The sequence below is a fragment of the Actinoplanes sp. NPDC051470 genome (genome assembly GCF_040682035.1).
GTDB lineage: Bacteria > Actinomycetota > Actinomycetes > Mycobacteriales > Micromonosporaceae > Actinoplanes.
In genome coordinates, this window is sequence record NZ_JBFBAA010000032.1 from 48,068 (window position 1) to 68,594 (window position 20,527).

The 20,527-nt window shown below is 68.8% G+C and carries 15 protein-coding genes; 8 read left to right on the forward strand and 7 right to left on the reverse strand.

Annotated elements, in window-relative coordinates:
• Positions 1-46 precede the first annotated feature (46 nt).
• Both AB0M54_RS38485 and AB0M54_RS38490 read left to right on the forward strand, forming a co-directional pair.
• Positions 47-532 (forward strand): hypothetical protein, encoded by a 486-nt coding sequence (locus AB0M54_RS38485; protein ID WP_364476867.1) that lies wholly within the window; start codon positions 47-49, stop codon positions 530-532.
• Positions 533-608: 76 nt separating this feature from the next.
• Entirely contained in the window at positions 609-1,043 is a 435-nt protein-coding gene (locus AB0M54_RS38490; RefSeq protein ID WP_364476869.1) for a DUF6294 family protein, read from the forward strand.
• A 905-nt stretch (positions 1,044-1,948) separates the two neighbouring features.
• On the opposite strand, the gene AB0M54_RS38495 is transcribed toward AB0M54_RS38490, so the two are convergent.
• A complete protein-coding gene (locus tag AB0M54_RS38495; RefSeq protein ID WP_364476871.1) occupies positions 1,949-2,671 on the reverse strand; it encodes a hypothetical protein in 723 nt (240 codons plus the stop codon).
• Between the two features lie 416 nt (positions 2,672-3,087).
• Between AB0M54_RS38495 and AB0M54_RS38500 the strand changes: the two genes are divergently transcribed.
• The gene (locus AB0M54_RS38500; RefSeq protein ID WP_364326440.1) at positions 3,088-3,822 is read left to right on the forward strand and encodes a GH25 family lysozyme; all 735 of its coding nucleotides are present in this window, start codon (positions 3,088-3,090) and stop codon (positions 3,820-3,822) included.
• A 180-nt stretch (positions 3,823-4,002) separates the two neighbouring features.
• Positions 4,003-4,599 (forward strand): hypothetical protein, encoded by a 597-nt coding sequence (locus AB0M54_RS38505; protein WP_364476872.1) that lies wholly within the window; start codon positions 4,003-4,005, stop codon positions 4,597-4,599.
• On the opposite strand, the gene AB0M54_RS38510 is transcribed toward AB0M54_RS38505, so the two are convergent.
• From AB0M54_RS38510 to AB0M54_RS38520, 3 genes are all read right to left on the reverse strand, one after another.
• A complete protein-coding gene (locus tag AB0M54_RS38510) occupies positions 4,583-6,307 on the reverse strand; it encodes a HAMP domain-containing sensor histidine kinase (protein WP_364476934.1) in 1,725 nt (574 codons plus the stop codon). The two genes, AB0M54_RS38505 and AB0M54_RS38510, sit on opposite strands and share 17 nt — an antisense overlap.
• Positions 6,307-6,993: a response regulator transcription factor gene (locus AB0M54_RS38515; protein WP_364476874.1), complete on the reverse strand. Its 687-nt coding sequence runs from the start codon at positions 6,991-6,993 to the stop codon at positions 6,307-6,309. The genes AB0M54_RS38510 and AB0M54_RS38515 overlap by 1 nt, the downstream gene beginning before the upstream one ends.
• A gap of 77 nt (positions 6,994-7,070) precedes the next feature.
• Complete coding sequence (locus tag AB0M54_RS38520) at positions 7,071-8,783, reverse strand: sensor histidine kinase (RefSeq protein ID WP_364476876.1); 1,713 nt, start codon at positions 8,781-8,783, stop codon at positions 7,071-7,073.
• A gap of 400 nt (positions 8,784-9,183) precedes the next feature.
• Here AB0M54_RS38520 and AB0M54_RS38525 point away from each other — a divergent pair, with 400 nt between their 5' ends.
• The gene (locus tag AB0M54_RS38525) at positions 9,184-10,479 is read left to right on the forward strand and encodes an HDOD domain-containing protein (RefSeq protein WP_364326452.1); all 1,296 of its coding nucleotides are present in this window, start codon (positions 9,184-9,186) and stop codon (positions 10,477-10,479) included.
• A 73-nt stretch (positions 10,480-10,552) separates the two neighbouring features.
• Here AB0M54_RS38525 and AB0M54_RS38530 read toward each other — a convergent pair whose 3' ends face one another.
• On the reverse strand, positions 10,553-11,002 hold the full coding sequence (locus AB0M54_RS38530) for a methyl-accepting chemotaxis protein (RefSeq protein ID WP_364476878.1): 450 nt from the start codon (positions 11,000-11,002) through the stop codon (positions 10,553-10,555).
• A 129-nt stretch (positions 11,003-11,131) separates the two neighbouring features.
• Here AB0M54_RS38530 and AB0M54_RS38535 point away from each other — a divergent pair, with 129 nt between their 5' ends.
• The 3 genes from AB0M54_RS38535 to AB0M54_RS38545 all read left to right on the forward strand — a co-directional run bounded on the left by AB0M54_RS38535 (position 11,132) and on the right by AB0M54_RS38545 (position 17,885).
• Positions 11,132-12,862, forward strand: coding sequence for a S8 family serine peptidase (locus AB0M54_RS38535; RefSeq protein WP_364476880.1), 1,731 nt, complete (start codon positions 11,132-11,134; stop codon positions 12,860-12,862).
• A gap of 157 nt (positions 12,863-13,019) precedes the next feature.
• Positions 13,020-15,437 carry an EAL domain-containing protein gene (locus AB0M54_RS38540; RefSeq protein WP_364476882.1) on the forward strand — a complete coding sequence of 806 codons (2,418 nt, stop codon included), beginning with the start codon at positions 13,020-13,022 and terminating at the stop codon, positions 15,435-15,437.
• 144 nt (positions 15,438-15,581) lie between these two features.
• Positions 15,582-17,885: an EAL domain-containing protein gene (locus AB0M54_RS38545; protein WP_364476884.1), complete on the forward strand. Its 2,304-nt coding sequence runs from the start codon at positions 15,582-15,584 to the stop codon at positions 17,883-17,885.
• Between the two features lie 426 nt (positions 17,886-18,311).
• Here AB0M54_RS38545 and AB0M54_RS38550 read toward each other — a convergent pair whose 3' ends face one another.
• The gene (locus tag AB0M54_RS38550) at positions 18,312-19,397 is read right to left on the reverse strand and encodes a hypothetical protein (protein WP_364476886.1); all 1,086 of its coding nucleotides are present in this window, start codon (positions 19,395-19,397) and stop codon (positions 18,312-18,314) included.
• Between the two features lie 18 nt (positions 19,398-19,415).
• Positions 19,416-20,525 carry a Zn-dependent alcohol dehydrogenase gene (locus AB0M54_RS38555; RefSeq protein WP_364476888.1) on the reverse strand — a complete coding sequence of 370 codons (1,110 nt, stop codon included), beginning with the start codon at positions 20,523-20,525 and terminating at the stop codon, positions 19,416-19,418.
• Positions 20,526-20,527: the final 2 nt, after the last annotated feature.

Sequence of the window (20,527 nt, forward strand, 5' to 3'; positions counted from 1 at the left end):
ACAGCCCGCCCTTCGCCGCCTGGCACTCATGCTTACCTCGGCCGCCATGACTCTCGGAGTGCTTCCCGCGGCGGCTGCCGCCACTGAGGGCCGGACCGCGTCGCAGCAAAGGCAGATCGAATCCGCCCCGGACGCCGCGTGGTCGTTGGCCGCCACACTCGACCCAGCTCACGTGCAGACCCCCAACAGCGTATTGACGCTCTACGGCGTCTACGCGTTCACCCCGATCCTGGTCAACTTCAACCCGAAGGTGTTGGACCCGTCCATCAATCAGAGCGCCGTGCCCATGTACGCGGTCCCGGACGACAGGCCACACACCTACAAGGTGGTCTTTCATCTGACCACCGACGTCACCGCGACCACCCGCTACAAGCTCAACGACCGTACGCCGGTCACGGTCGCCGGCGGCGACGCGGACCTGGAATTCACCGAAACCATCACCAAACAAGGCTGGCACCCCTGGGCCCTGCGCAACGCCAACAACGATCACTGGCTGTTCTACTCCGTCAAGGTCTACGAACAGATCGGATGAGCGGACGACCGCCGCAGCAAGCACGTTCGAGACCGAGGCGCACCACCACCAAGCGGTACGTATGGAGGACCACGCCATGACCGACTCGAAAGACACCACCGCCGCAATCAACGATGATGAGCACCCCCACACGCATGCGCCAGCATCCGGCGTCGCGCTGAGCGAAACCGTGATAGACATCCCGGCCAGTGCGACGCTTGCGACGCTGTCGTTCTCCTGGCCGAGGCTGTTCTCAGGGGGATGCACGCTGGGCGGAAACCGGTTGGACATTTTCGATGACGGAACCGCCCGATGGCAGGCGACCGTGATGTCGAGGAACGTCGGAGAAGACTCCTGGGGATCAAGGTTCCTATTCCTCGACAACCACGACGTTCCGCTGTGGCAGCACGGATGGATCTGGTCACCGACCCTGAGCCCGACCCCCATCGAATGGATCAGCGCCAACCAGATCTTCTTCGGCGCCTACATCTTCCCGCACATCGCCCGGGTATCGATGTCTTTTCACTGTTGAGGGTCTCGCAACAGCGACGAGCCGGCGGCAACAACAGCGGCCGGCTAGCCCAAATGCCGGGTAGTTAAGGGCTCGGGCTGGGTTGTCAAGCGTGTCGTGGAGACGAAGGCGGCGGGGTCTTGGCATAGAGGTTTGTCACTCAAAGTACGTACCGAAGCGGCGCGGATACGTACTCGGAGCGGCATGGATGCGTAGTTCAGCGGATGCCGGCCGGCCCGAAGTCGCCGCATCGTATTAGAGAGAACCCGGAGTTCACGTAGGCGATCCGGACAGCGGGGTTTTCTTGGACGTCGGCAACGTGCACCTATCAGCTACTCCGCGGAGACTCTACGGCATGCGTTAAGAACTCACTTGTTCGAGTCAACGGCACCCCAGAAACCACATACGACGCCTGATCCACCACCACTGATGCATGTGACGAGCCGTGCCCGGAATGCTCAACGTTTCCAGAGAGCCTCCGATTCGGAGGCTGTGGTCGTAAGAATTAAGCCTGAACTTCAACGACACCGGCTAAAACGAACCGGAGGTACCAGAAATGCAGCCCGAGAGTCAGGTGCACTTTTCAAGCACGGCGTCCGACGAGACTCGGCGTGTTCTATTCGATCTGGCCGAAAGCGTGACCTCGCATGTCGCCGCTCTCCAAGCGGCTGGCCGCGATCTCCTGATGCGTCGCGCCAACGCCGGTATGCCGGTCCCGACGGAGATCAAATTCGAGATCAAGGTCGGGCCAGGCGGCGACCAACCCACAACGGATCCCCTCTTGCGCCAGTCGGTCGAGTGTTGGGACCACACTTACGCCTGCGGCAAGAGCGAGTCGGGATACGTCATGTGCACTGCTCACGTCTGCATGATTACTTAGCAAATCGTAGCTCGACCTGCCTACTGGGCGTCGGCCGGCGGTCCGCTCAGCCGAGGCGTACGAAGCCAAGGATCAACACGTTGATTCCGACGAAAGTCAGTACGCCCAACGCTGACAGGAGAAATCCGATACGCAGGGCCGCCAAGCCGATCCGCTCATAGGCGTCGGCATCATTCGGGGTTGATCCCAGATATCCGCGCTCTCGACCGAGGAACACGGCTCGGACGCGCTCGGCCGGCGTCGTTCCGGTGGCGGCCTGCTGGAAGGAAGACTGGGCGATATTGAGTGCCACGTGAACGAAGAACAAGAACACGACGATCAGCAGACATGACGTCACTATCGCCAGGAGCCACGGTGCGGGCCGAACAATCAGCCCGAGCAGGGCCACGATGAAGCCGATCAGCGAGGCCATCAGAAACGGAAGTCCAGTGGCTAGTTGGACAGCAGTCGAAAGATCCGTGGCAGGGATGAACTCGACGGGATCCGAGTTGCGCTGGCGGTAGGTGCCGGGCCGGCCCCGCCGGTTGCTCTCCTCCGGTGACTCGCCCGCGGGTGGCGGCTCGATCAGGGGAATCCGGAGCTTGTCGCGCTCGCTGACGAGGAACGCGAGCGCGAACACGGGAATGACGGTCAGCCCGATCTCACACACCTTGCGCGCCGCGTCCACGGACAGCGTCGTCATGATGTTGGGCACCTCCGCATCGGGGTGCGTCAATCTTGCTGCTCCGCCGCGTGCCGTGTCCAGCAGGGGCGAGAAGGTCGTCGTCATGTGGTTCGAGTCTCGACAGACGCAACACCGCACGCATCTGCCGATGAGCGTGCACCCGATCATCGACTGCGAGAGCTTCCGGTGGTCGCGCCAGAAGGCGGATGTGGACTATGCGAACCGTTGCCGCGGCGGCGCCGATCGGTTGGCGGATCGGCGCAGCCGGGCGCGAAGAACGCGCCTATTCCGCCCGCGAACGATGGCATGCGGAAGATCCCTGGCCTGTTCGGCCCGCTCGGCGAGGGCATACACGCGTTGGCGTACAACCCTCGCTTCCGAAAGTCCCATCGTGACAGCCTTCGATGCCGTTTCGATGTAAATCGAATGGCATGCCCGGGTGCGATCCACACTGGGTGTAATCGAACTCCTCAGCAGCCACCAGCGCCCTGACGGGGCGTGCGAGCAAGGGGAGAACAGTCATGCGCGTTGTCAAGGCCGCCGCAGCCGCGGTCACCGCTCTGGCCCTCAGCCTGGGTCTGCCGGCCGGCGCGGCAACAGCCGCGCCGGCCCAGCCACAGATCCAGCAGACCGGCCCGGAGGGCATCGACGTGTCGCACTACCAGACGGTCGTCGTCTGGGCGACCGTCGCGCTCAACGGCAAACGCTTCGCCTACATCAAGGCCACCGAGGGAACGACCATCAAGGACACCTACTTCGACGTCAACTACCTGCAGGCCTACCTCGTCGGGATGATCCGCGGGGCGTACCACTTCGCCCGGCCGGCCCGGTCGAACGGCATGGTCCAGGCCGACTACTTCCTCGCCAACGGCGGCGGCTGGTCGGCCGACGGCCGGACCCTGCCGGGCGCACTCGACCTCGAGGGCGACTGCGCCGGCCTGTCACCGGCGGCGATGGTGCAGTGGATCCACCAGTTCGCCGACCGCTACCGCGAACGCACCGGCCGGCACGTCGTGATCTACACCAACCGCAGCTGGTGGAACAGCTGCACCGGCGGCAACGGCGAGTTCGCCGCGAACAACCCCCTCTGGTATGCCGAACCCGACCCTCAGCCGCAGCTGCCCAACGGCTGGAGCCGCTACACCTTCTGGCAATACAGTCAGTCCGGCTCCGTACCGGGCATCAACGGCGAGGTCGACCTCAACGTCTTCAACGGCAGCCAGGAACAGCTGACCAGGTTCGCCACGGTCGGCTGACCAGCTGACGGGCGGCGGCCGGGCGACATCGCCGCGGTCTCGCGAGACGGGCGGCCGGCGCAGATGGACGCGGGTGACCTCCATTGCCGCACCCAGGTCCGGGCGCCCGTCCGTGCGACAAGGGCGGACCGTTCGGCAACGCTAACCACTCGCTGACATGCCGCTGCGATCTTCGTCGGCATGACATTCAGCAGAGTGCCCCTCCTCCTCGCGGCGACCGCCGCCGTCTTGGCCGTCACGGCCTGCGGGGGCGAGGCCGGGCCGCGGACCGCCGGCAAGAGCAGTGACGAGGTCGCCACCCTGCAGAGCGCGCCGCCCAGCGTTTCCGCGCCGGCCTCCGCGCCGGCCTCCGCGGCGGCCGGGCCGGAGATCGGTGCGATCATCCGGCCCGACGCCGGCAGCGAGGAGATCCGCGACCTCGAACGCATCTACTTCAAGTGCCTTCGCGACAACGGAGCACCGTCGTCGAAGGACGGCGAGACCAAGGCGGGGCAGCCCTCGCCCTCCCCCGAGAAGGTCCGGGCCGCGAAGACCGCCTGCGCCGGCAAGGAGCCGATGAGCTGGCTGGAGGTGGAGCGGCGCACCAACCCGGAGTTCGCCGACCTGCTGCGGAGCGCGGCCAAGTGCCTCAAGAAGAAGGGGTTCGAGGCCCGGGTCGTCCAAGAGCCCGAGTTGCGGCTCGCCTACCGGGACTCCGGCGAGTTCATGCGGGCCGGCGACACCGAGGACAAGTGCATCGACGAGGCGTTCGCCGAGCGGATCAAGACGTACCGCTGAGGGGCCGGGCGGGGACGCGTACGGTGACGGTCGTTCCGGCGTCGAGCGCGCTCACCGCCTCGACCGTCCCGCCGTGCGCCTCCGCGAGATCGCGCACGATGGCCAGGCCCAGGCCGCTCCCGCCGGTGTTGCGCCCGCGGGAGCGGTCGGCCCGCCAGAACCGGTCGAAGATGTGCGGCAGGTCGTCCGGCGCGATGCCCGTACCCGTGTCGGAGACCTCGATGAGCAGGGCCGGGCCGGTCACGCCGGCCCGCAGCGCGACCGTGCCGCCGGGTGGCGTGTGCCGGACGGCGTTGGAGAGCAGGTTGCCCACGACCTGGCGCATCCGGACCGGGTCGGCCACGACCGGCTCGCGCGGGTCGAAGGATGTCGTCAGCCGCACCCGGCCCGCCTCCGCGGTGCCCCGGTGCGCGTCCGCCGCGACCCCCAGCACGTCGCCGAGCCGGAAAGGTTCCGGGTGGATGCGCAGCGTGCCCGCGTCCGCGGCGGCCAGGTCCCGCAGGTCGTCGAGGATGCGGGACAGCTGCGAGGTCTCGTCGAGGAGCAGCGCCAGCAACTGCCCATCGGTGGGCGTCACGCCGTCCTCGGCCGCCTCCAGCCAGCTCCGGATGTTCGTCATGGGGCTGCGCAGCTCGTGCGCGATGTCACTGATCATGGCCTTGCGCTGCTGCTCGGAGCGGTCGCGGCGCTCCGACAGGTCGTTGAGAACCATGGAGAGATGGCCGATCTCGTCCCGGCGGGCGACCGGCATCGGCTCCCGGGCGCCCGCCGCGGCGGCGAGTGCCCGCAGCGGCCGGACCAGGCGCAGTCCCGCGACGACCGTGAACGCCACGGTCAGCGCGAGGACCACGCCGGTGACCCCGGCGATCCGGCCGACGTTGTCACCTGACAGGCTGAACACCTCGGGCTCGCCCGGCGCGACCGGATCGTCGACGTACAACAGCGCGGGCGGGGCCACGTACGGTCGCAGCTGGGCCCGGCGCGCGCTCATGACGCACGCGTCGAGCTTCGGCGACGAGATCTCCTTCGTGACGAAGCCCGGCCCGATGGTGATCGGCGGGTCCGCGCCCATGCACCGGGTGATCCGGCGCCCCAGGTCGTCCAGCGCCCTGGACTCGGTCCGGGTGAGATTCGGGAACCGGACGCCGCCGCAGCTCTCGGCGGCGACGTCCCCGACGGTGGCGGGCCGCGGCCGCACGACCAACTGCCCGGTCGGCTCCTCGACCGCCTCGCCGCGAACGCCGTTGTTCCGCATGCAGCCGAGTACGCCGTCGGCCCACTTGCGCATGATCGCCCGCTCGTCCTTCGCCAGCCGATAAGGCCCGACCGCCCTGGGGTCCGGGCCGACCAGCGGATCGACCGTCGCGGTGGGCCGGCGGTCCGTGGGCGACGGTCCGGGGTGCGTGTCCGCGATCGGCTGCCGGTCCGCGGTCAGCAGCGTGATGCGCTGCCCGGTCCGCCGCGCCAGCCCGTCCAGCACCGGGGCGACCCCTTCCCAGCCGCGGTGAGTGGCGGCGAAGCCGGTCAGGACGTCGTACACATGCTGATCGTCGGCGAGCGAGCGGCCCTGCTCCTGGCGGATCGCCTGGGTCGTCGTCTCGACCGCCAGCCACGCCGTGCCGACGACCGCGCAGATCGCCACGAGGATCGAGGTGGCCAGGAGCCGCACCACGATGCTGCGGTGCGCCGGCACGCCGCGGGCGGCCATCACGCGCCGCCGGTCAGCTTGTATCCCACGCCGTACACGGTGACCAGCAGTTCGGGCCGATGCGGATCCGCTTCGATCTTCCGGCGCAGGTTGAGGACGTGGACGTCGATCGCCCGGCGCGTGGAGGTGCGGTCCAGGCCGTTGATGACTTCCAGCAGCTGGAGGCGGGTGAACACCCGCTCGGGCTGCGCGCTCATCGCGTCGATCAGCGCGAACTCGGCCCGCGTGCACTCGACCCGCCGCCCGGCCACGGTCACCTCATGCCGCCCGGGATCCACGGTCAGCTGCCCGACCTGGCGGATCCCGCCCGGGTCGGGCGTCGCCGCGGCGCGGCGGAGCAGGCTGCGGACCCGCGCGGCGAGGACCCGGGGGCTGTACGGCTTGGTCAGGTAGTCGTCGGCGCCCAGCTCCAGCCCGACGAGTTGATCCTCCTCCTCGGTGCGCGCGGTCAGCATGAGCACCGGCACCGACGAACCCTCCCGCAGCCGCCGGCACACCTGCAGCCCGTTCATGACCGGGAGCATCACGTCGAGCACGAGCAGATCCGGCGCCGACCGCAGCGCGTGATCGAGCGCCGACTGCCCGTCGTGCACCACTACCGCCCGGTGGCCATCGGCCTCCAGGTACTGCCGCAGCGCCTCAGCCTGGCGCTCGTTGTCCTCGGCGATCAGCACGTATGCGCACACGGGCGGCACTATAGGCAGACGAGGCGAGCGATTTCGCCGTACGGATCGTTGCTCCGGGCTAACAGGTTCCTGACCGACTAACCGAAGATGCCGGGCACGCCGTTGGCGAGACCGTCCCGGCCGGCGGCGGTTCGCTGTGGTGGGGCGTGGGGAAGCGTCAGGTCGAAGACAGCCCCGTGGGGGTGGTTGGGTCGGTAGTCGATGGTCAAACCGCTGGCGTTGGCCAATTGGCGGACGAAGTACAGGCCTAGGCCGGTGCCGGGTTTGGTGGTGGCTATGCCGGTCACGGCGCGCCTGAACCGGTCGAACAGGTGGGGCAGGAACGCTTCGGGTATTCCTTCGCCGTGGTCGGCGACGTGGATGCGGACGTGGTCCGGATCGTTGACCACGGTGACGGTGACCGGTGGGGCACCGTATTTGGTGGCGTTGCCGAGCAAGTTGCCGAGGATCAGTTGCAGGAGGGCCGGGTCGGCCAGTGCGGTGCATTGGTCGGGTGCTACCACGATGATCGGCTGTTCGAGGGTGGTGTTGTGGGCGCCGGCTGCTTCCCGGGCGGCGTGTGCGATGTCGAGCCGGACGGGGCGGGCGACCAGGGCGCCGGCGTCGAGTTGGGCGAGGGTGAGGATTTCCCCGACCAGGTCGCTGGCGCGGTGCCCGGCGTGGATCATGCGCCGTAGGTAGTGATGTTTGGTGTTCTGGTCGATCTCTTCCCAGTCGGCCAGGACGAGTTCGCCGGTGGCGACCACGTTGGCCAGGGGCTGCCTGACGTCGTGGGTGAGCATGGCGAGGAAGTCCGACATCTGGGCGTTGGCCTGTTGCAGTTGTTCGGCGCGTTGGGCTAGTTCGGCTTCGTTGCGTTGCAGGTCGCGGCGGTTGCGGCGGCTGCGGGCGACGGCGGCGACGACGATCAGCCCGACGACCGCGGCGGCGGTCAGGGCGAGGCTGCCGGCGAGCTGGCTATCGGCACTGGCGGCGCCCAGGACGTCTTCGCGCACGGTGGCGGAGAGCCGCCATGGTGTGCCAGGGATGGCTTCGGAGGCGTAGCGCCAGGTGTTGCCGTCCTGCTCGTAGCGGCCGGTCGGCTGGTGCCGCAGGGCGGCGGCCAGGGTGGGGTCGTCGCCCGTGAAGTTTGGTATCGCGTCGTACAAGGGCCGGTTGGCGGCCACGATGGCGCCGGAGGAGTCGACCAGTTGGATGCGTACCCCGGACAGCGACAGTGCGGTGGATACGTAGGACGACAGCTGGTTGTGGCGGATGTCGATGGCGCCGGAGAACACCCGAGGCCCGGAAGCGGTGTCGAACGGGACCGCGAACGCGACCACCGGCGTGCCGCGGGCGGCGGACGGCACCACCGTCGACACCGCCGGGCGCCGTTGTTTCACCGCGGTGCGCAGGTGCGCGTACCGATCGGTGAGGTCCGTGCCGTCGATCGCGGGATTGTCCGGGGCGACGTGCAGAACCCGGCCGCTTTCGTCGAGCAGGACAGCCGCCGGATAGCCGAATCCGGACACCATCCGGTTGAAGTCGTGTCTGCTCACCGCGGGTCCGGTCAGGACCGCGAGTGCGACGGCCCGTTCCCGCTCGATCAGATCGGTGACGTAGCTGGTGACGAAGTCGCCCATCAGCGCGACCCGCAGCTCGAAAAGCTGGACCTGCCGTTCGCGACTGTTGTGCTGAGCATGCAAAAGGCCCGCCGCGCCGATCGTGGTCAGCACCAGCCAGATGACCACCGGGACGGCCACGAACCGCCACCGCAGCCAGGACGGCCGATACTCTCGCAGCCCACGCACGACTCGATGATCGCTCGTGCAAGTTGCAACAGGAACCGATCGCGGGCACCGCCGACCCGGCCCCAGGCGCCCGCCCACCGCGAGTGCCGGCTCGTCCCGTTTCCGCCCGCAACAGGGCCGATGCAAGTCAAGGCGCCTAACGGGCGACCAGGGGGCCTGCGCCCGGTTGCCCATCGCAGGCTCGCCGCGTTGGCCGAGATCGATCTTCGCGCTCCATCGGCAGCAGCCGTCGCATCCGTCGGGCGAGACGTCGCCGGCCGGCTCAGCCGAACTCCATTTCCGCGTTTTCCGTCACGCCACCGGACGTGATGGCATGATCGCAGTGGGCGGACGGGTAGTTGCCTGAGTGAATTGATTTAAACTGGCTATGATGCGCTCTGCTGACGATTAACATTGACTTATGGACCATCAGCAACAGGTGGAAACGGCGCGACTGCCGGTGACTCATGTGGGCCGTCAGGCGATCTACGACCGCGACGGCGCCCTCGTTGCATACGAGCTGCTCTTCCGGGATGCCGAGAACGCGACCAGCGCCACACTGCGTTCCGCCGCGGCGACGAGCCGGGTGATCGTTGCTGCTTTCACCGAGTTCGGAATAGAACAATTGGTGGGCGGTCGCTCTTGTTTCGTCAATGTCACCCGGGAGTTCCTGGTCGGCGAGCTGCCCGTTCCCTTCGGCCCTGACGATGCGGTGATCGAGGTGGTAGAAACCGTCGACATCGACGATGAGGTCGTCGGCGGTGTGACGCGGCTGGTCGACGATGGTTATACCGTTGCGCTCGACGACTTCATGATCGGCCGCCATGAAAGGCTTCTGAGTTTGGCGACCTACGTGAAAGTCGTCGTACGCGAGCTGGACGAGACGACGCTCGATCGCGTTGTCGAAGTCTGCCGGGAACATCCTCAACTTCAGCTCGTCGCCGAACAGCTGGAGACCGAAGATGACCTCCGGCGGGCATATGACCGCGGTTTCGAGTTCTTCCAGGGCCACATCCTTGGCCGTACGCACGTCGCCTCGACGACCAGCATCGCCCCGGGCCGGTTGCACCGTTTGCAGCTTCTCGGCGCGCTCAACGCAGCGGAGGCCGACTTCGACGAGGTCGTTGGGCTGATTGCGCGCGATGCCGCCATCGCCTACCGGTTGCTACAGGCATGCAACGCCGCGGCGTCGGGCTTGACCGCACGGGTGTCCACCATCAAGCAGGCCGCCGCCCTTCTCGGTCTCGACAAGATCCGGCAGTGGGTGACACTCATGGTGTTGAGCGACGTCGCGGAGGCTACCGAGGAACAGCTCACCAACACCATGGCTAGGGCGAGGATGTGCGAGACCGTTGCTCACCACCGCAGCTTGCCGGCGGATGCCGCGTTCACGACGGGCCTGCTGTCCGGCGTCGCCGACCTCATCGGTCACCGACCGTCCGACCTGGCCAGCCGTCTGCCCTTGACAGATGACGTCAGGCGGGCGCTTGTCGATGGTTCGGGTGAACTCGGGGAGGTCCTGGTTGCTGTACGCAGCTTCGAGCAGGGGGCAGGCGAACGGCTCGCGGCGTTGATCAGTCCGGAGAAGGCACTGCACAGTTTCCTCGAGGCTATGGCGTGGTCGACAAAGCTGACAAGCCACTCCGGTGAGGGATCCCGAGGCGCCCAGCTGTCGTCGAGCCAATTCGCTGACCTGCTCGGCGCTTACCACTTCTGAAACGCGCCACCGGCGAGATCTCACTGTTCGCGCGGATCCCAAACCTACTCGCTGAACTCTTGGTTGCCGCCGGTCAGAAGCGGAATCGGCCGACCAGCGTACGCAGATCGCCGGACACCTGGTTCAGCTCACCGGCGGCCCCGCGGATCGCCGACACGCCGGCCGTGGTCGCGCCCGCGGTCGTGGCCACGGCCGTCACGTCGGAGCTGATGCCGGCCGAGCCGGTGGCCACGTCGCCGATGCTGCGGGTCATCTCCTCGGTGGTGGCGGTCTGCTCCTCGATGGCCGAGGCGATGGTGATCTGCAGCGCGTTGATGCGGTCGATGACGTCGGTGATCTGAGCGATCGCGTTGACCGCGTCGGCGGTGTCGGTCTGGATGGCGGCGATGCGCGTGTCGATGTCGGCGGTGGCGCGGGCCGTCTCCGAGGCCAGTTCCTTCACCTCACCGGCGACCACGGCGAAGCCCTTGCCCTGTTCGCCGGCGCGGGCCGCCTCGATCGGGCGGCCGACGTTTCGGCGCACACGGTCACCAGCGTGGCGCAGGCCCGGAAACGGCTGCCGGAATCCTCAAGTCTCAACGCGGCTGGACGATGCTCGCACTTGCGTCACTGGGATCTCTGTGGGCTCCCGGGCGGGTGGAAGAGGAGCGAGATGGCGACATCAAATCTGCGGCGGCCGGCCGGGCGAGTGGTGGCCGGGCTGACCGGGTTGCTGGTCGGCGTGACAACGATCGGGGCGCCGGCATCAGCGGATGGCCGGTCCGGCCCGCTGGTCGACGTGATCGTGCGGGCCGACTCGGCTCGGGATTCCGGTCGGGTGGAAGCGGCCATCCGGCAGGTGGGCGGCACGGTGGATGGGTCCCTTCCGTTGATCTCGGCATTTTCCGCGACGGTCCCTTCGGAAGCGCTCGCGGGGCTGCGCGCCACGCGCGGGGTGGCCGAGGTGACCGCGGACGGGTCCGTCCGGATGAAGGCGGACAAGTGGATCGACGACGGCGGGACCAATATCACCGTGCCGGCGGTCAAGAAGGCCGCCGGCGGCAAGAAGAAGGACAGCACCGTCGATACGGCCTCGCTGACCGGCGCCGGCATCGGTGTGGCCCTGATCGACTCCGGTGTCGCCCCGGTGACCGGGCTCAATCAACCTGGCAAGGTGGTCAACGGTCCTGACCTGTCGTTCGAGTCGCAGACCCCCGGCCTGGCCAACATCGATACCTATGGGCACGGGACGCACATGGCGGGCATCATCGCCGGAAGCGATCCGGCCGGTGCGAGCGGTTCCACCGGCTTCGAGGGCATCGCCCCGGGCGCGAAGCTGATCAGTCTCAAGGTGGCGGCCGCGGACGGCGCCGCTGACGTCTCGCAGGTGGTGGCGGCCATCGACTGGGCGGTGCAGCACCGCAACGACCCGGGACTCAACATCCGCGTGCTCAATCTGTCGTTCGGCACCGACTCGATCCAGGACGAGAAGCTCGATCCCCTCTCGTACGCGGTCGAGGCGGCTTGGAAGAACGGCATTGTGGTGGTCGTCGCTGTCGGCAACGACGGTCCGACCGCGACGCGGGTCAACATGCCCGCCGCCAACCCGTACGTCATCGCCGTGGGCGCCGCCGACCCCAACGGCACCGATGTGCGTACCGACGACAAGGTGGCCACTTTCAGCACCCGCGGCAGCGCCACCCGGCACGCCGACCTGCTGGCGGCCGGCCGGTCCGTGGTGTCACTGCGGGTGCCCGGCTCGTACATCGACACGACCTATCCCGGCGCCCGGGTCGCCGACGCCGCCGGAACCGTCCGGTTCTTCCGCGGCAGCGGCACCTCACAAGCCACCGCGGTGATCTCCGGATCGGTGGCGCTGCTGCTCCAGCAGCGCCCCGGCCTGAACCCCGACCAGGTCAAGAAGCTTCTCGTGCAGACGGCCGACCCGCTCAGCGGGGCCGACCCGATCGCGGCCGGCGCCGGCCAGCTCGACATCGCCGAGGCCGCCACGGTCTCCATCCCGATGAACGCCACACAGACCTTCACCGCGGCGACCGGCCTGGGCACCCTCGAACGCGCCCGCGGCAGCTCGCATGTCGTCGACGCCGCAACCGGGGTCACCCTGGCCGGGGAGAAGGACATTTTCGGCGCCCCGTGGGCTCCGGCGACGTGGACCGCGGCAGCGAAGAACGGCAGAGCATGGACCGGCGGAACCTGGAACGGCCGGGTCTGGACCGGCACGGCCTTCACCGGTACGTCGTGGGCCTCACTCACCTGGAGTCCGGTCATCTGGACCTCGCCCACCTGGACGGGCCGGTCGTGGACCGGCGGCACCTGGACCGGCCGCTCCTGGACCAGCGGCACCTGGACCGGCCGCTCCTGGACCGGCCGCAGCTGGACCTGACCCGGCGGCGCCACTGGACAAGGCTCAAGTGCGCCGACGGACAGCCGACTGGGATGGAGTCGGATACCGCGAAGGGGGTGGGCTCATGCAAGACGCGCCTGCCCCCGTCTCGGCTGTACACCGCGTGCGCGGCTGGTGCCGTAACCCGGACGCCAGGGTGAACGCCCTGAGCGCCGGCCTGGTGGGCACCGTCGTCGCCGCGCAGGCCCTGTGGTTCACCGACGTCCCTCCGGTGGCCGGTGGGGAACTTGTCAAGCTGATCGCCGTGGCGGTGCTCTTCGCGCTCGCCGACCGGTTCGTCGTCGTCTTCCCGGTTCGCCGGGGCGCGCACACGCTCAGCCTCAGCGAAGTACCGCTCGTGCTGGGTCTGGTGATGCTCTCGCCGGCTCTGCTGGTCCTCGTGCGGCTCGTCGGCGGCCTGGTCGGGCTGACCGTCTTCCGCCGCCAGCGAGGCAGCAAACTCGTCTTCAACCTCGCCCTGTACGCCGCCCAGGTGACCCTGGCGGCTGGTGTCTTCCACCTGGTGAACGGCTCGTCGGACCCGCTCGGCCCGGTCGGCTGGACGGCCGCGTTCGCTGCGGCGTTCGCCGCCGACCTGCTGTCCGTCGTCGCGATCAGCGCGGTGATCGCGATCCACGACGACAGCCAGGAGTTGCGGCGGCTGCTCAGCGCCGACATCCGGGGGCTGTTCCAGCTGCCGTTGGTGGCCGTGACCACGGCCTTGGGCCTGGTCACCGCGATCGTCGTCCGCGACCAGCTGCCGGCGGCCGTGCTGCTCGCTGTGCTCGCCCTGGCGATCCACCGGGTGTTCCAGCGCTACGCCCAGCAGACCCAAGGCCACGCCCAGGTCGAGGCGTTGTACCAGTTCACCCGCACGCTGAGCGGCTCCCAGGATGCCGACGACGTGGCCCGCACCGTGCTGAGGCAGGTCCGTGACCTGGTCCGGGCGGAATCCGCCGAGTTGCTGGTCGATGGTGCCGCCCGGTTGCGGATGAGCGGGCAGGACGACTTCCAGTCCACGGCCTTCGAGCCAGGGTCGGACGACTGGTGGCGACCGGCCCTCGACGGTACGCCGGTATTGCTGCCGGCCGGCGAGCACCGCGACGCGATGGCGGTGCCGGTCGCGCTGGAAGGCGCCACCGGTGTGCTGGCCGTCAGCGGGAACCTCGCCGACACCGCGGCCTTCACCGCCGAACACCTGCGCCTGCTGCAGGCGCTGGCCGCCCACGCCGGGGTGGCGCTCACCAACGCCCGGCTGGTGGATCGCCTGCGGCACACCGGATCCCACGACGCCCTCACCGACCTGCCCAACCGGTCGCGCCTGCTCGACGATCTGAGCCGGGGCATCCAGCTGCCCGGCGTCGTCGGCGTCCTGCTCCTCGATCTGGACCGCTTCAAGGAGATCAACGACGCGCTCGGCCACGCCGTCGGTGACCGGGTGCTCCGCGAGATCGGCGCCCGCCTGCGCCACCGGTTCGGCGACCGTGCCACCGTCGCCAGACTCGGAGGAGACGAGTTCGCCCTGGTCATCCCCCAGGCCGACTCGACCGGCGAGATCCTCGCCATCGCCCAGGACGTACGCCGGTCCGCCGCGGAACTCATCGAGGTCGATGGCCTCACGTTGAGTACGCCAGCCAGCATCGGCGTCTGCTATTCACCCGAGCACGGCACCGACGCGGACCAGTTGCTGCAACGCGCCGACGTCGCCATGTACGCCGCCAAGGACGCACGAACCGGCGTACACGTCTACCGGCCGGACGACGACCAGAACACGCCGCGGCGCCTCACCCTGCTCTCGGACCTCCGCAGCACCATCGAGCAACGCGGGATCGAAGTCGTCTACCAGCCGAAGGTCGATCCGCGATCCGGCGAGGTCGTCGGGGCCGAGGCCCTCAGCCGCTGGCACCGCCCCGACGGAAGCGTGCCACCCGAAGAGTTCATCCCGCTCGCCGAGCGCTCCGGCCTCATCCGCTCGCTGACCCGCCTGGTGCTCGACACCGCGCTCGAGGCGTGCGCATCGTGGCGGCACGCCGGGCACGACATCACCGTGGCAGTGAACCTGTCCCCGCAGATGGTCACCGACCAGACCCTGGTCGAGGATGTCCGGACCGCCTTGAACCGGTATCGGCTGCCGGCGAACGCCCTCACCCTGGAGATCACCGAGACCGGCATCATCGCCGACCCCACCCACAGCCTCCTCACCCTGGAGGCCCTCCACACGCTGGGAGTCAAGCTCTCGATCGACGACTTCGGCACCGGGCACTCGTCGCTGGGCCGGATCGCCGAGCTGCCGATCCAGGAAGTCAAGATCGACAAGAGTTTCGTACGCGACCTCACCACCAAGCGAGACCGGCAGGCGGTCACCGACGCAATCCTGCACCTGGGCCGCACCCTCGACCTCACGATCGTCGCCGAGGGCGTCGAGACCCAAGCGGAGTTCGAGTACCTGCGGGAGCGCGGCTGCGACACCATCCAGGGCTACTACATCGCCAGGCCGTTGCCGGCGGCGCAGTTCACGACCTGGCTCGCCTCGCCCCATCGACTCCGGCCGGATCGCGCCGCCGCGAGTGCCTGATCCACGCTGCGCCCGGACCGGCCGGTAACAGGACGGTGGTGGACGGGTCGCAAATTGCGGTCGTTGCGGCTTGATCCGGGCGATTCCGCGCCGATGGGGGAATCAGGAGTGGTGCTAGGGCCGTGATTGCTGAGGTGTGGGCGCATGGCTTTGACTGGGGTGAGTTCTCGTCGCGTCGCCGTGGTGATGGCGATCCTGGTCCCGGTGGTGGCCGGTCAGATCGTGGTCTTGGTACACCGAGGCCTGCAGAACGATGTCACCGTCACGACCATGGTCGGTCTCGACCTGCTCGGCGCGGCCTTCAGCTGGCGGGCGTCGCGCACCGGTTTGCACCGCCGGGCCTGGCAGTTCACCGCCGTGGGCAGAGGGCTTTCGGCCGTGGCCGACATCGGGCTGGCCGCCGCCGGGCCGCGGACATTCTGGTGGTGGATCACAGCGGCTGCCGCCGTGCTCACCTTCGTGCTTCTGGCGCTGGCCACGGTCACCTTTCCCGCGGTACATCTGACGAGCCGGCAGCAGTGGGCCTTGGCCGGAGAAACGGTCGCGGTGCTGGGCTGCGGGTTCATGTTCGTATGGGACTTCGCGGTGCAACCACACATCGCCGCCGGCGCGAGCTGGTCGACCGCGCTGACCTGGATCGGGTTCCCGATCGGTGACCTGCTGCTGCTCACTGGCATCAGCGTCTACCTGCTGCGCGGCGGCGTACGGGAATCCTCGCCGCCGACCTGGTTGCTGATCGCCGGAATGGGCGGTTACCTGCTCGCCGACGCCGGGTTCAACGCCATCGGTGATGACGGCAACTACGCCACCGGCCCGTTGCCGGCCACCATGACCTTCGTCGCCGCGCTGTCTGCCATGACCATCGCCGCTGTGCTGGAAACGTCGCGGACCGACCGGCCGAGCCAGGCCGCAACACCGACCGGCGTACCACTGTCACCCTGGCTGGCCTACTTCCCGTACGCCGCCGTGGGTGCGGGATTGGTGTTGATGATCACCACCACCATCACCGGCGGCGAGTTGCGCACCTCGGGCGGCCTCGTCCTGGGCCTGGTCGTCATGGCCGCCGGCGTCGCGATCCGGCAGCTCGTGTCGCTGCGTGACAGCCGCCAGTATCAGCTCACCGACAACCTCACCGGTCTGTCCAACCGGGCCGGCCTGCAACACGCGCTCGACCGGGCACTACGGCGCGGCGAGCACGTCGCGGTGATGGCCGTCGACCTGGACGGCTTCAAAAGCGTCAACGACACCTACGGGCACTCCGCCGGCGACGTCGTCCTCATGGAATTCGCTCACCTGCTGCGCGCCTGCGTCCGCGCGGGTGATACCGCCGCGCGAGTCGGCGGCGACGAGTTCCTCGTGCTGCTGCGCCACCTGACCCAGCCCGAGGACGCCGCCCAGATCGCCGATCGCCTGCAAAGTGCCGCCCATGCCCGGCCGGTGCGGCTCGGCACCGACACCATCGCGCACCGATGCAGCATCGGCGTGGCCACCGACGCACCCGGCGACACCGGCGACACCGTGGTGCGCCACGCCGACATGGCGATGTACCACGCCAAACGGGCCGGCACCCACGGCGTCGCCGTCTACCACCCCGACATGATCGACCGCCGCCGAGACGACACCACCTTGAGCAACGACCTTGAGGACGCCGTGGCCAGCGGTCAGCTGCGCGTGCTGTTCCAGCCGATGATCGACCTGGTCACCGGTCGCCCGGTCGGCGCCGAAGCCCTCGTCCGCTGGCACCACCCCACCCGCGGCCTGGTCAGCCCGCTCGACTTCATCCCCGTCGCGGAACGCACCGGCGCCATCACCGGCATCGGCCGCTACGTGCTCGAACAAGCCTGCCGCGAAGTACACGCCTGGCAGCAACCCCAACCCGCAACCCCACACCGGCTGTACGCCTCAGTCAATCTCTCACCCCGCCAGCTGCAGGACAGCACCCTGGTCGCCGACGTCCTCGACGTGCTCAACCACACCGGCCTCGACCCGCACGACCTCGTCCTGGAAATCACCGAATCCGCCATCATCGACGAACGCGTCGCCATCCCCACCCTGGAAAACCTGCGTTCCCACGGCGTGCGCATCGCCGTCGACGACTTCGGTACCGGCTATTCCTCCCTGCACTACCTCACCCGCCTGCCCGTCGACATCCTGAAGATCGACCGCAGTTTCGTCGCCGAGCTCGACGGCACCAGCCACGGCTCAGCCATCACCGAGGCCGTCATCCGACTCAGCCAAGTCCTGCACCTGAGCACCGTCGCCGAAGGCGTCGAAACCCCCGAACAGGCCGCCGAACTGGCCATGCTCGGCTGCGACACCGGCCAGGGCTACCTGTTCGCCAAACCCATGACCGCAACCGACGCCGCGGCCTTCATCCACAACCGATCGACAGCCGCAACAATCCCGGAACCAGCCGCCGACCGCCCCGACACCACGCCTAGCACCTGACCGGGCCGCGTATATGGACGACCCTGACCTGCCCGCCTCGGCGTCGTCATCACGGCACCCGACCTCGACGTGCACGGCGATCAGATTCGGTGTTTCGGCTTGCTCACGGGAAGCCCTGGCTGCCGCCATTCCGGGCGCGGTATTGCCGATCGTGCCCCGGATGGGCCATGTCATGACTTCACGCGGCCTGCCTGAGGACGTCGCCGGCCTGATCCGCTGTAATCGTCGCGGGGTACGCCGATTGGCAGCCCGCGTGGGTGAACCGCCACCTCGATGGCGGCGAGACCTGAGGAGGATTCGCTGGCTGCTCGCATCAGCCTGGCCACGATCCTGCACTAGTGACGAACCCCCCGAAGCGGTCGCGGACACCCTGCTGGTGATCACCCAGTTGGTGCAGAACGTCGTGCAGCACACCGGCGACGGCGGTCAGAGCGGGCGGAGGCGTTCCTGGGTGTCCAGGTCCCAGAACTGCACGTCGTTGCCCCTGTCGCAGGAAGCGACGATGGTGCGTCCGGCGACATCGGCGGTGGCCACGCAGTCCACGAAAGCGTTGTGCCCGGCGTACTCGAATTCCTCGATGTCGGGTCCGCCCATGTCGTACGGGTTCATGACGGCGACCCAGTTCTCCGCCGCGACGAGCACAACGGTGCCGCCGGCGGAGCGGGCGATGGTTGCGTGGTAACTCCATCCGCGTTTGTGCCGATGCCGGCCGAGCACCCTGCGGGTGGCGACGTCGATCACCTGGACGTCGGTGGCCTGCTCCGGGTGGTGGTTTTCGCCGGCGTCGATGCCGTGGATGACCGCGAGCCGTCCGTCCAGCATGGTGAGGGTGCCCACCTCGCACTCCTCGGGCACCGTCATGGGTTCGTACAACGGTTCGCCGGCCGACACGTCCCACAGGGTCAGCGTCGGGCTCTCGCAGTCGCCGGAGCGATCGTCCGCGATCGTCAGCGCGACCGGGCGTCCGTCCAGCACGCCAAGGTCAGCGCGGCGAACCGCCATGTCGGCGCCGATGTGCAGTTCGGCGTGGGGCTCGCTCGTCACGGCATCCCAGATCCGGAAGGTTCCGTCCTCGGTCGCGACCCCCACCAGCGTCCGATCGTCCAGATCGGCCGTACCGATCCCGGCGATCCTGCTTTCCAGCCGAGTCAGCGGTTCGCTGCGCGGAGTACCGGCGCGGAACTGCCGGCGCAGCACGACACCGCTGCCGTCACCGGTGAGGAGGATGTCCCGATGCGGGCCGGTGAAGGCGACATGCGTGACCTCGGCGGCGTGTTCGGTGAACGCCTGGCCGAGTGGCCGCCCGGTGGCCGCGTCCCACAGCCGCACGGTCCGGTCGGCGCCACCGGAGGCGAACACCGGCCTGGCCGCCCACCGGCCGGCGGCGACGGTGCGGACGGCATCGGTGTGTCCGGTGCCGGCGGCCGCCGCCCACAGTCGCCACATACGCGGTGGGCCGGTCGGCGCGTGGGACACCACGACCGGCTCGCTGTTCCACTCGGCCACGTGCACGGCGGTGATTGAGCCGGCCTAGGAAAGACCTCCGGGAAAGACGATGCCACGGCCGACTGCGGCGCCGGCGAGGTCGGCGAAGGCGTCGTTGATGCCGGTCAGCGGATACCGGTTGCCGATCAGCTGGTCGATGGGCAGACGGCCGGCCCGATAGAGGTCGAGCAACCTCGGTACGTCGAGCAACGGGTTCGCGGAGCCGTAGAGGCTGCCGATGACCCGCCGTTCCTGCTGGACCAGCGGGTTGATCGGCAACGACAGCTCCTGGCCGGCACGGGCCAGCCCGATGGTGACCAGCGTGCCGCCCGAGGTCAGTGTGTCGAACGCCTGGCGCAGCGTCTCGGGCCGGCCGATCGCCTCGACCGCCCAGTCGAAGCCGTCGGGCCGGATGGCCGCGAGGGCAGCGCCCACGTCGTCAGAGCTCGCGTCGATCGTGTGGGTCGCGCCGAGCCGGGTGGCGGCCGCGAGTCGCTCGGCGACGACATCGACGGCGACGATCGGATACGCACCGGCCAGCACGCCGCCCATCACCACCGAGAGCCCCACGCCGCCGGCGCCGAACACCGCCAGGCTCTCACCGGCGCAGGCGCCGATGGCATTGAGCACCGCGCCCACGCCGGTGATCACCGCACAACCGGTGATCGCGGCGACCTCCGGTGGCACGCCGCCGGGGATCGGCACCACGGACCGCTCGGAGACGATCGCGTACTCCGCGAAGCACGACACCCCCATCAGGTGGTGCACCGGCTCCCCGTCCGGGCGGCGAAGCCGGGTCGTGCCGTCCTGGAGCCCGCCGGACGTGGCGTGGATCGCGCCGGACCGGCAGAGGCCCGGCCGGCCACCGAGGCAGAACCGGCAGTGGCCGCAGCGCGGACGCCACATCAGGCACACCGGGTCGCCGGGCCGGACCACACTGACCCGCTCGCCGGTCTCGACCACGACGCCCGCCCCCTCGTGGCCGAGCACCACCGGCAGCGGGCAGACCAGGTCGCCGGTCAGGTAGTGGCGGTCGCTGTGGCAGACCCCGGCGGCGTCGATGCGGACCACCACCTCGGTCGGGCCGGGCTCGGCGAGGGTGACGTGCTCGACGACCATGCCGCCGCCGACCGTGCCGCAGACGGCCGCTCGCATGA

Bases quoted from the DNA above. Each gene is read 5' to 3' on its own strand.
- AB0M54_RS38485 (WP_364476867.1), top strand. From the start codon at position 47: ATGACTCTCGGAGTGCTTCCCGCGGCGGCTGCCGCCACTGAGGGCCGG.
- AB0M54_RS38490 (WP_364476869.1), top strand. From the start codon at position 609: ATGACCGACTCGAAAGACACCACCGCCGCAATCAACGATGATGAGCAC.
- AB0M54_RS38495 (WP_364476871.1), bottom strand. From the start codon at position 2,671: ATGACGACGACCTTCTCGCCCCTGCTGGACACGGCACGCGGCGGAGCA.
- AB0M54_RS38500 (WP_364326440.1), top strand. From the start codon at position 3,088: ATGCGCGTTGTCAAGGCCGCCGCAGCCGCGGTCACCGCTCTGGCCCTC.
- AB0M54_RS38505 (WP_364476872.1), top strand. From the start codon at position 4,003: ATGACATTCAGCAGAGTGCCCCTCCTCCTCGCGGCGACCGCCGCCGTC.
- AB0M54_RS38510 (WP_364476934.1), bottom strand. From the start codon at position 6,307: ATGGCCGCCCGCGGCGTGCCGGCGCACCGCAGCATCGTGGTGCGGCTC.
- AB0M54_RS38525 (WP_364326452.1), top strand. From the start codon at position 9,184: ATGGACCATCAGCAACAGGTGGAAACGGCGCGACTGCCGGTGACTCAT.
- AB0M54_RS38535 (WP_364476880.1), top strand. From the start codon at position 11,132: ATGGCGACATCAAATCTGCGGCGGCCGGCCGGGCGAGTGGTGGCCGGG.
- AB0M54_RS38545 (WP_364476884.1), top strand. From the start codon at position 15,582: ATGGCTTTGACTGGGGTGAGTTCTCGTCGCGTCGCCGTGGTGATGGCG.
- AB0M54_RS38555 (WP_364476888.1), bottom strand. From the start codon at position 20,525: ATGCGAGCGGCCGTCTGCGGCACGGTCGGCGGCGGCATGGTCGTCGAG.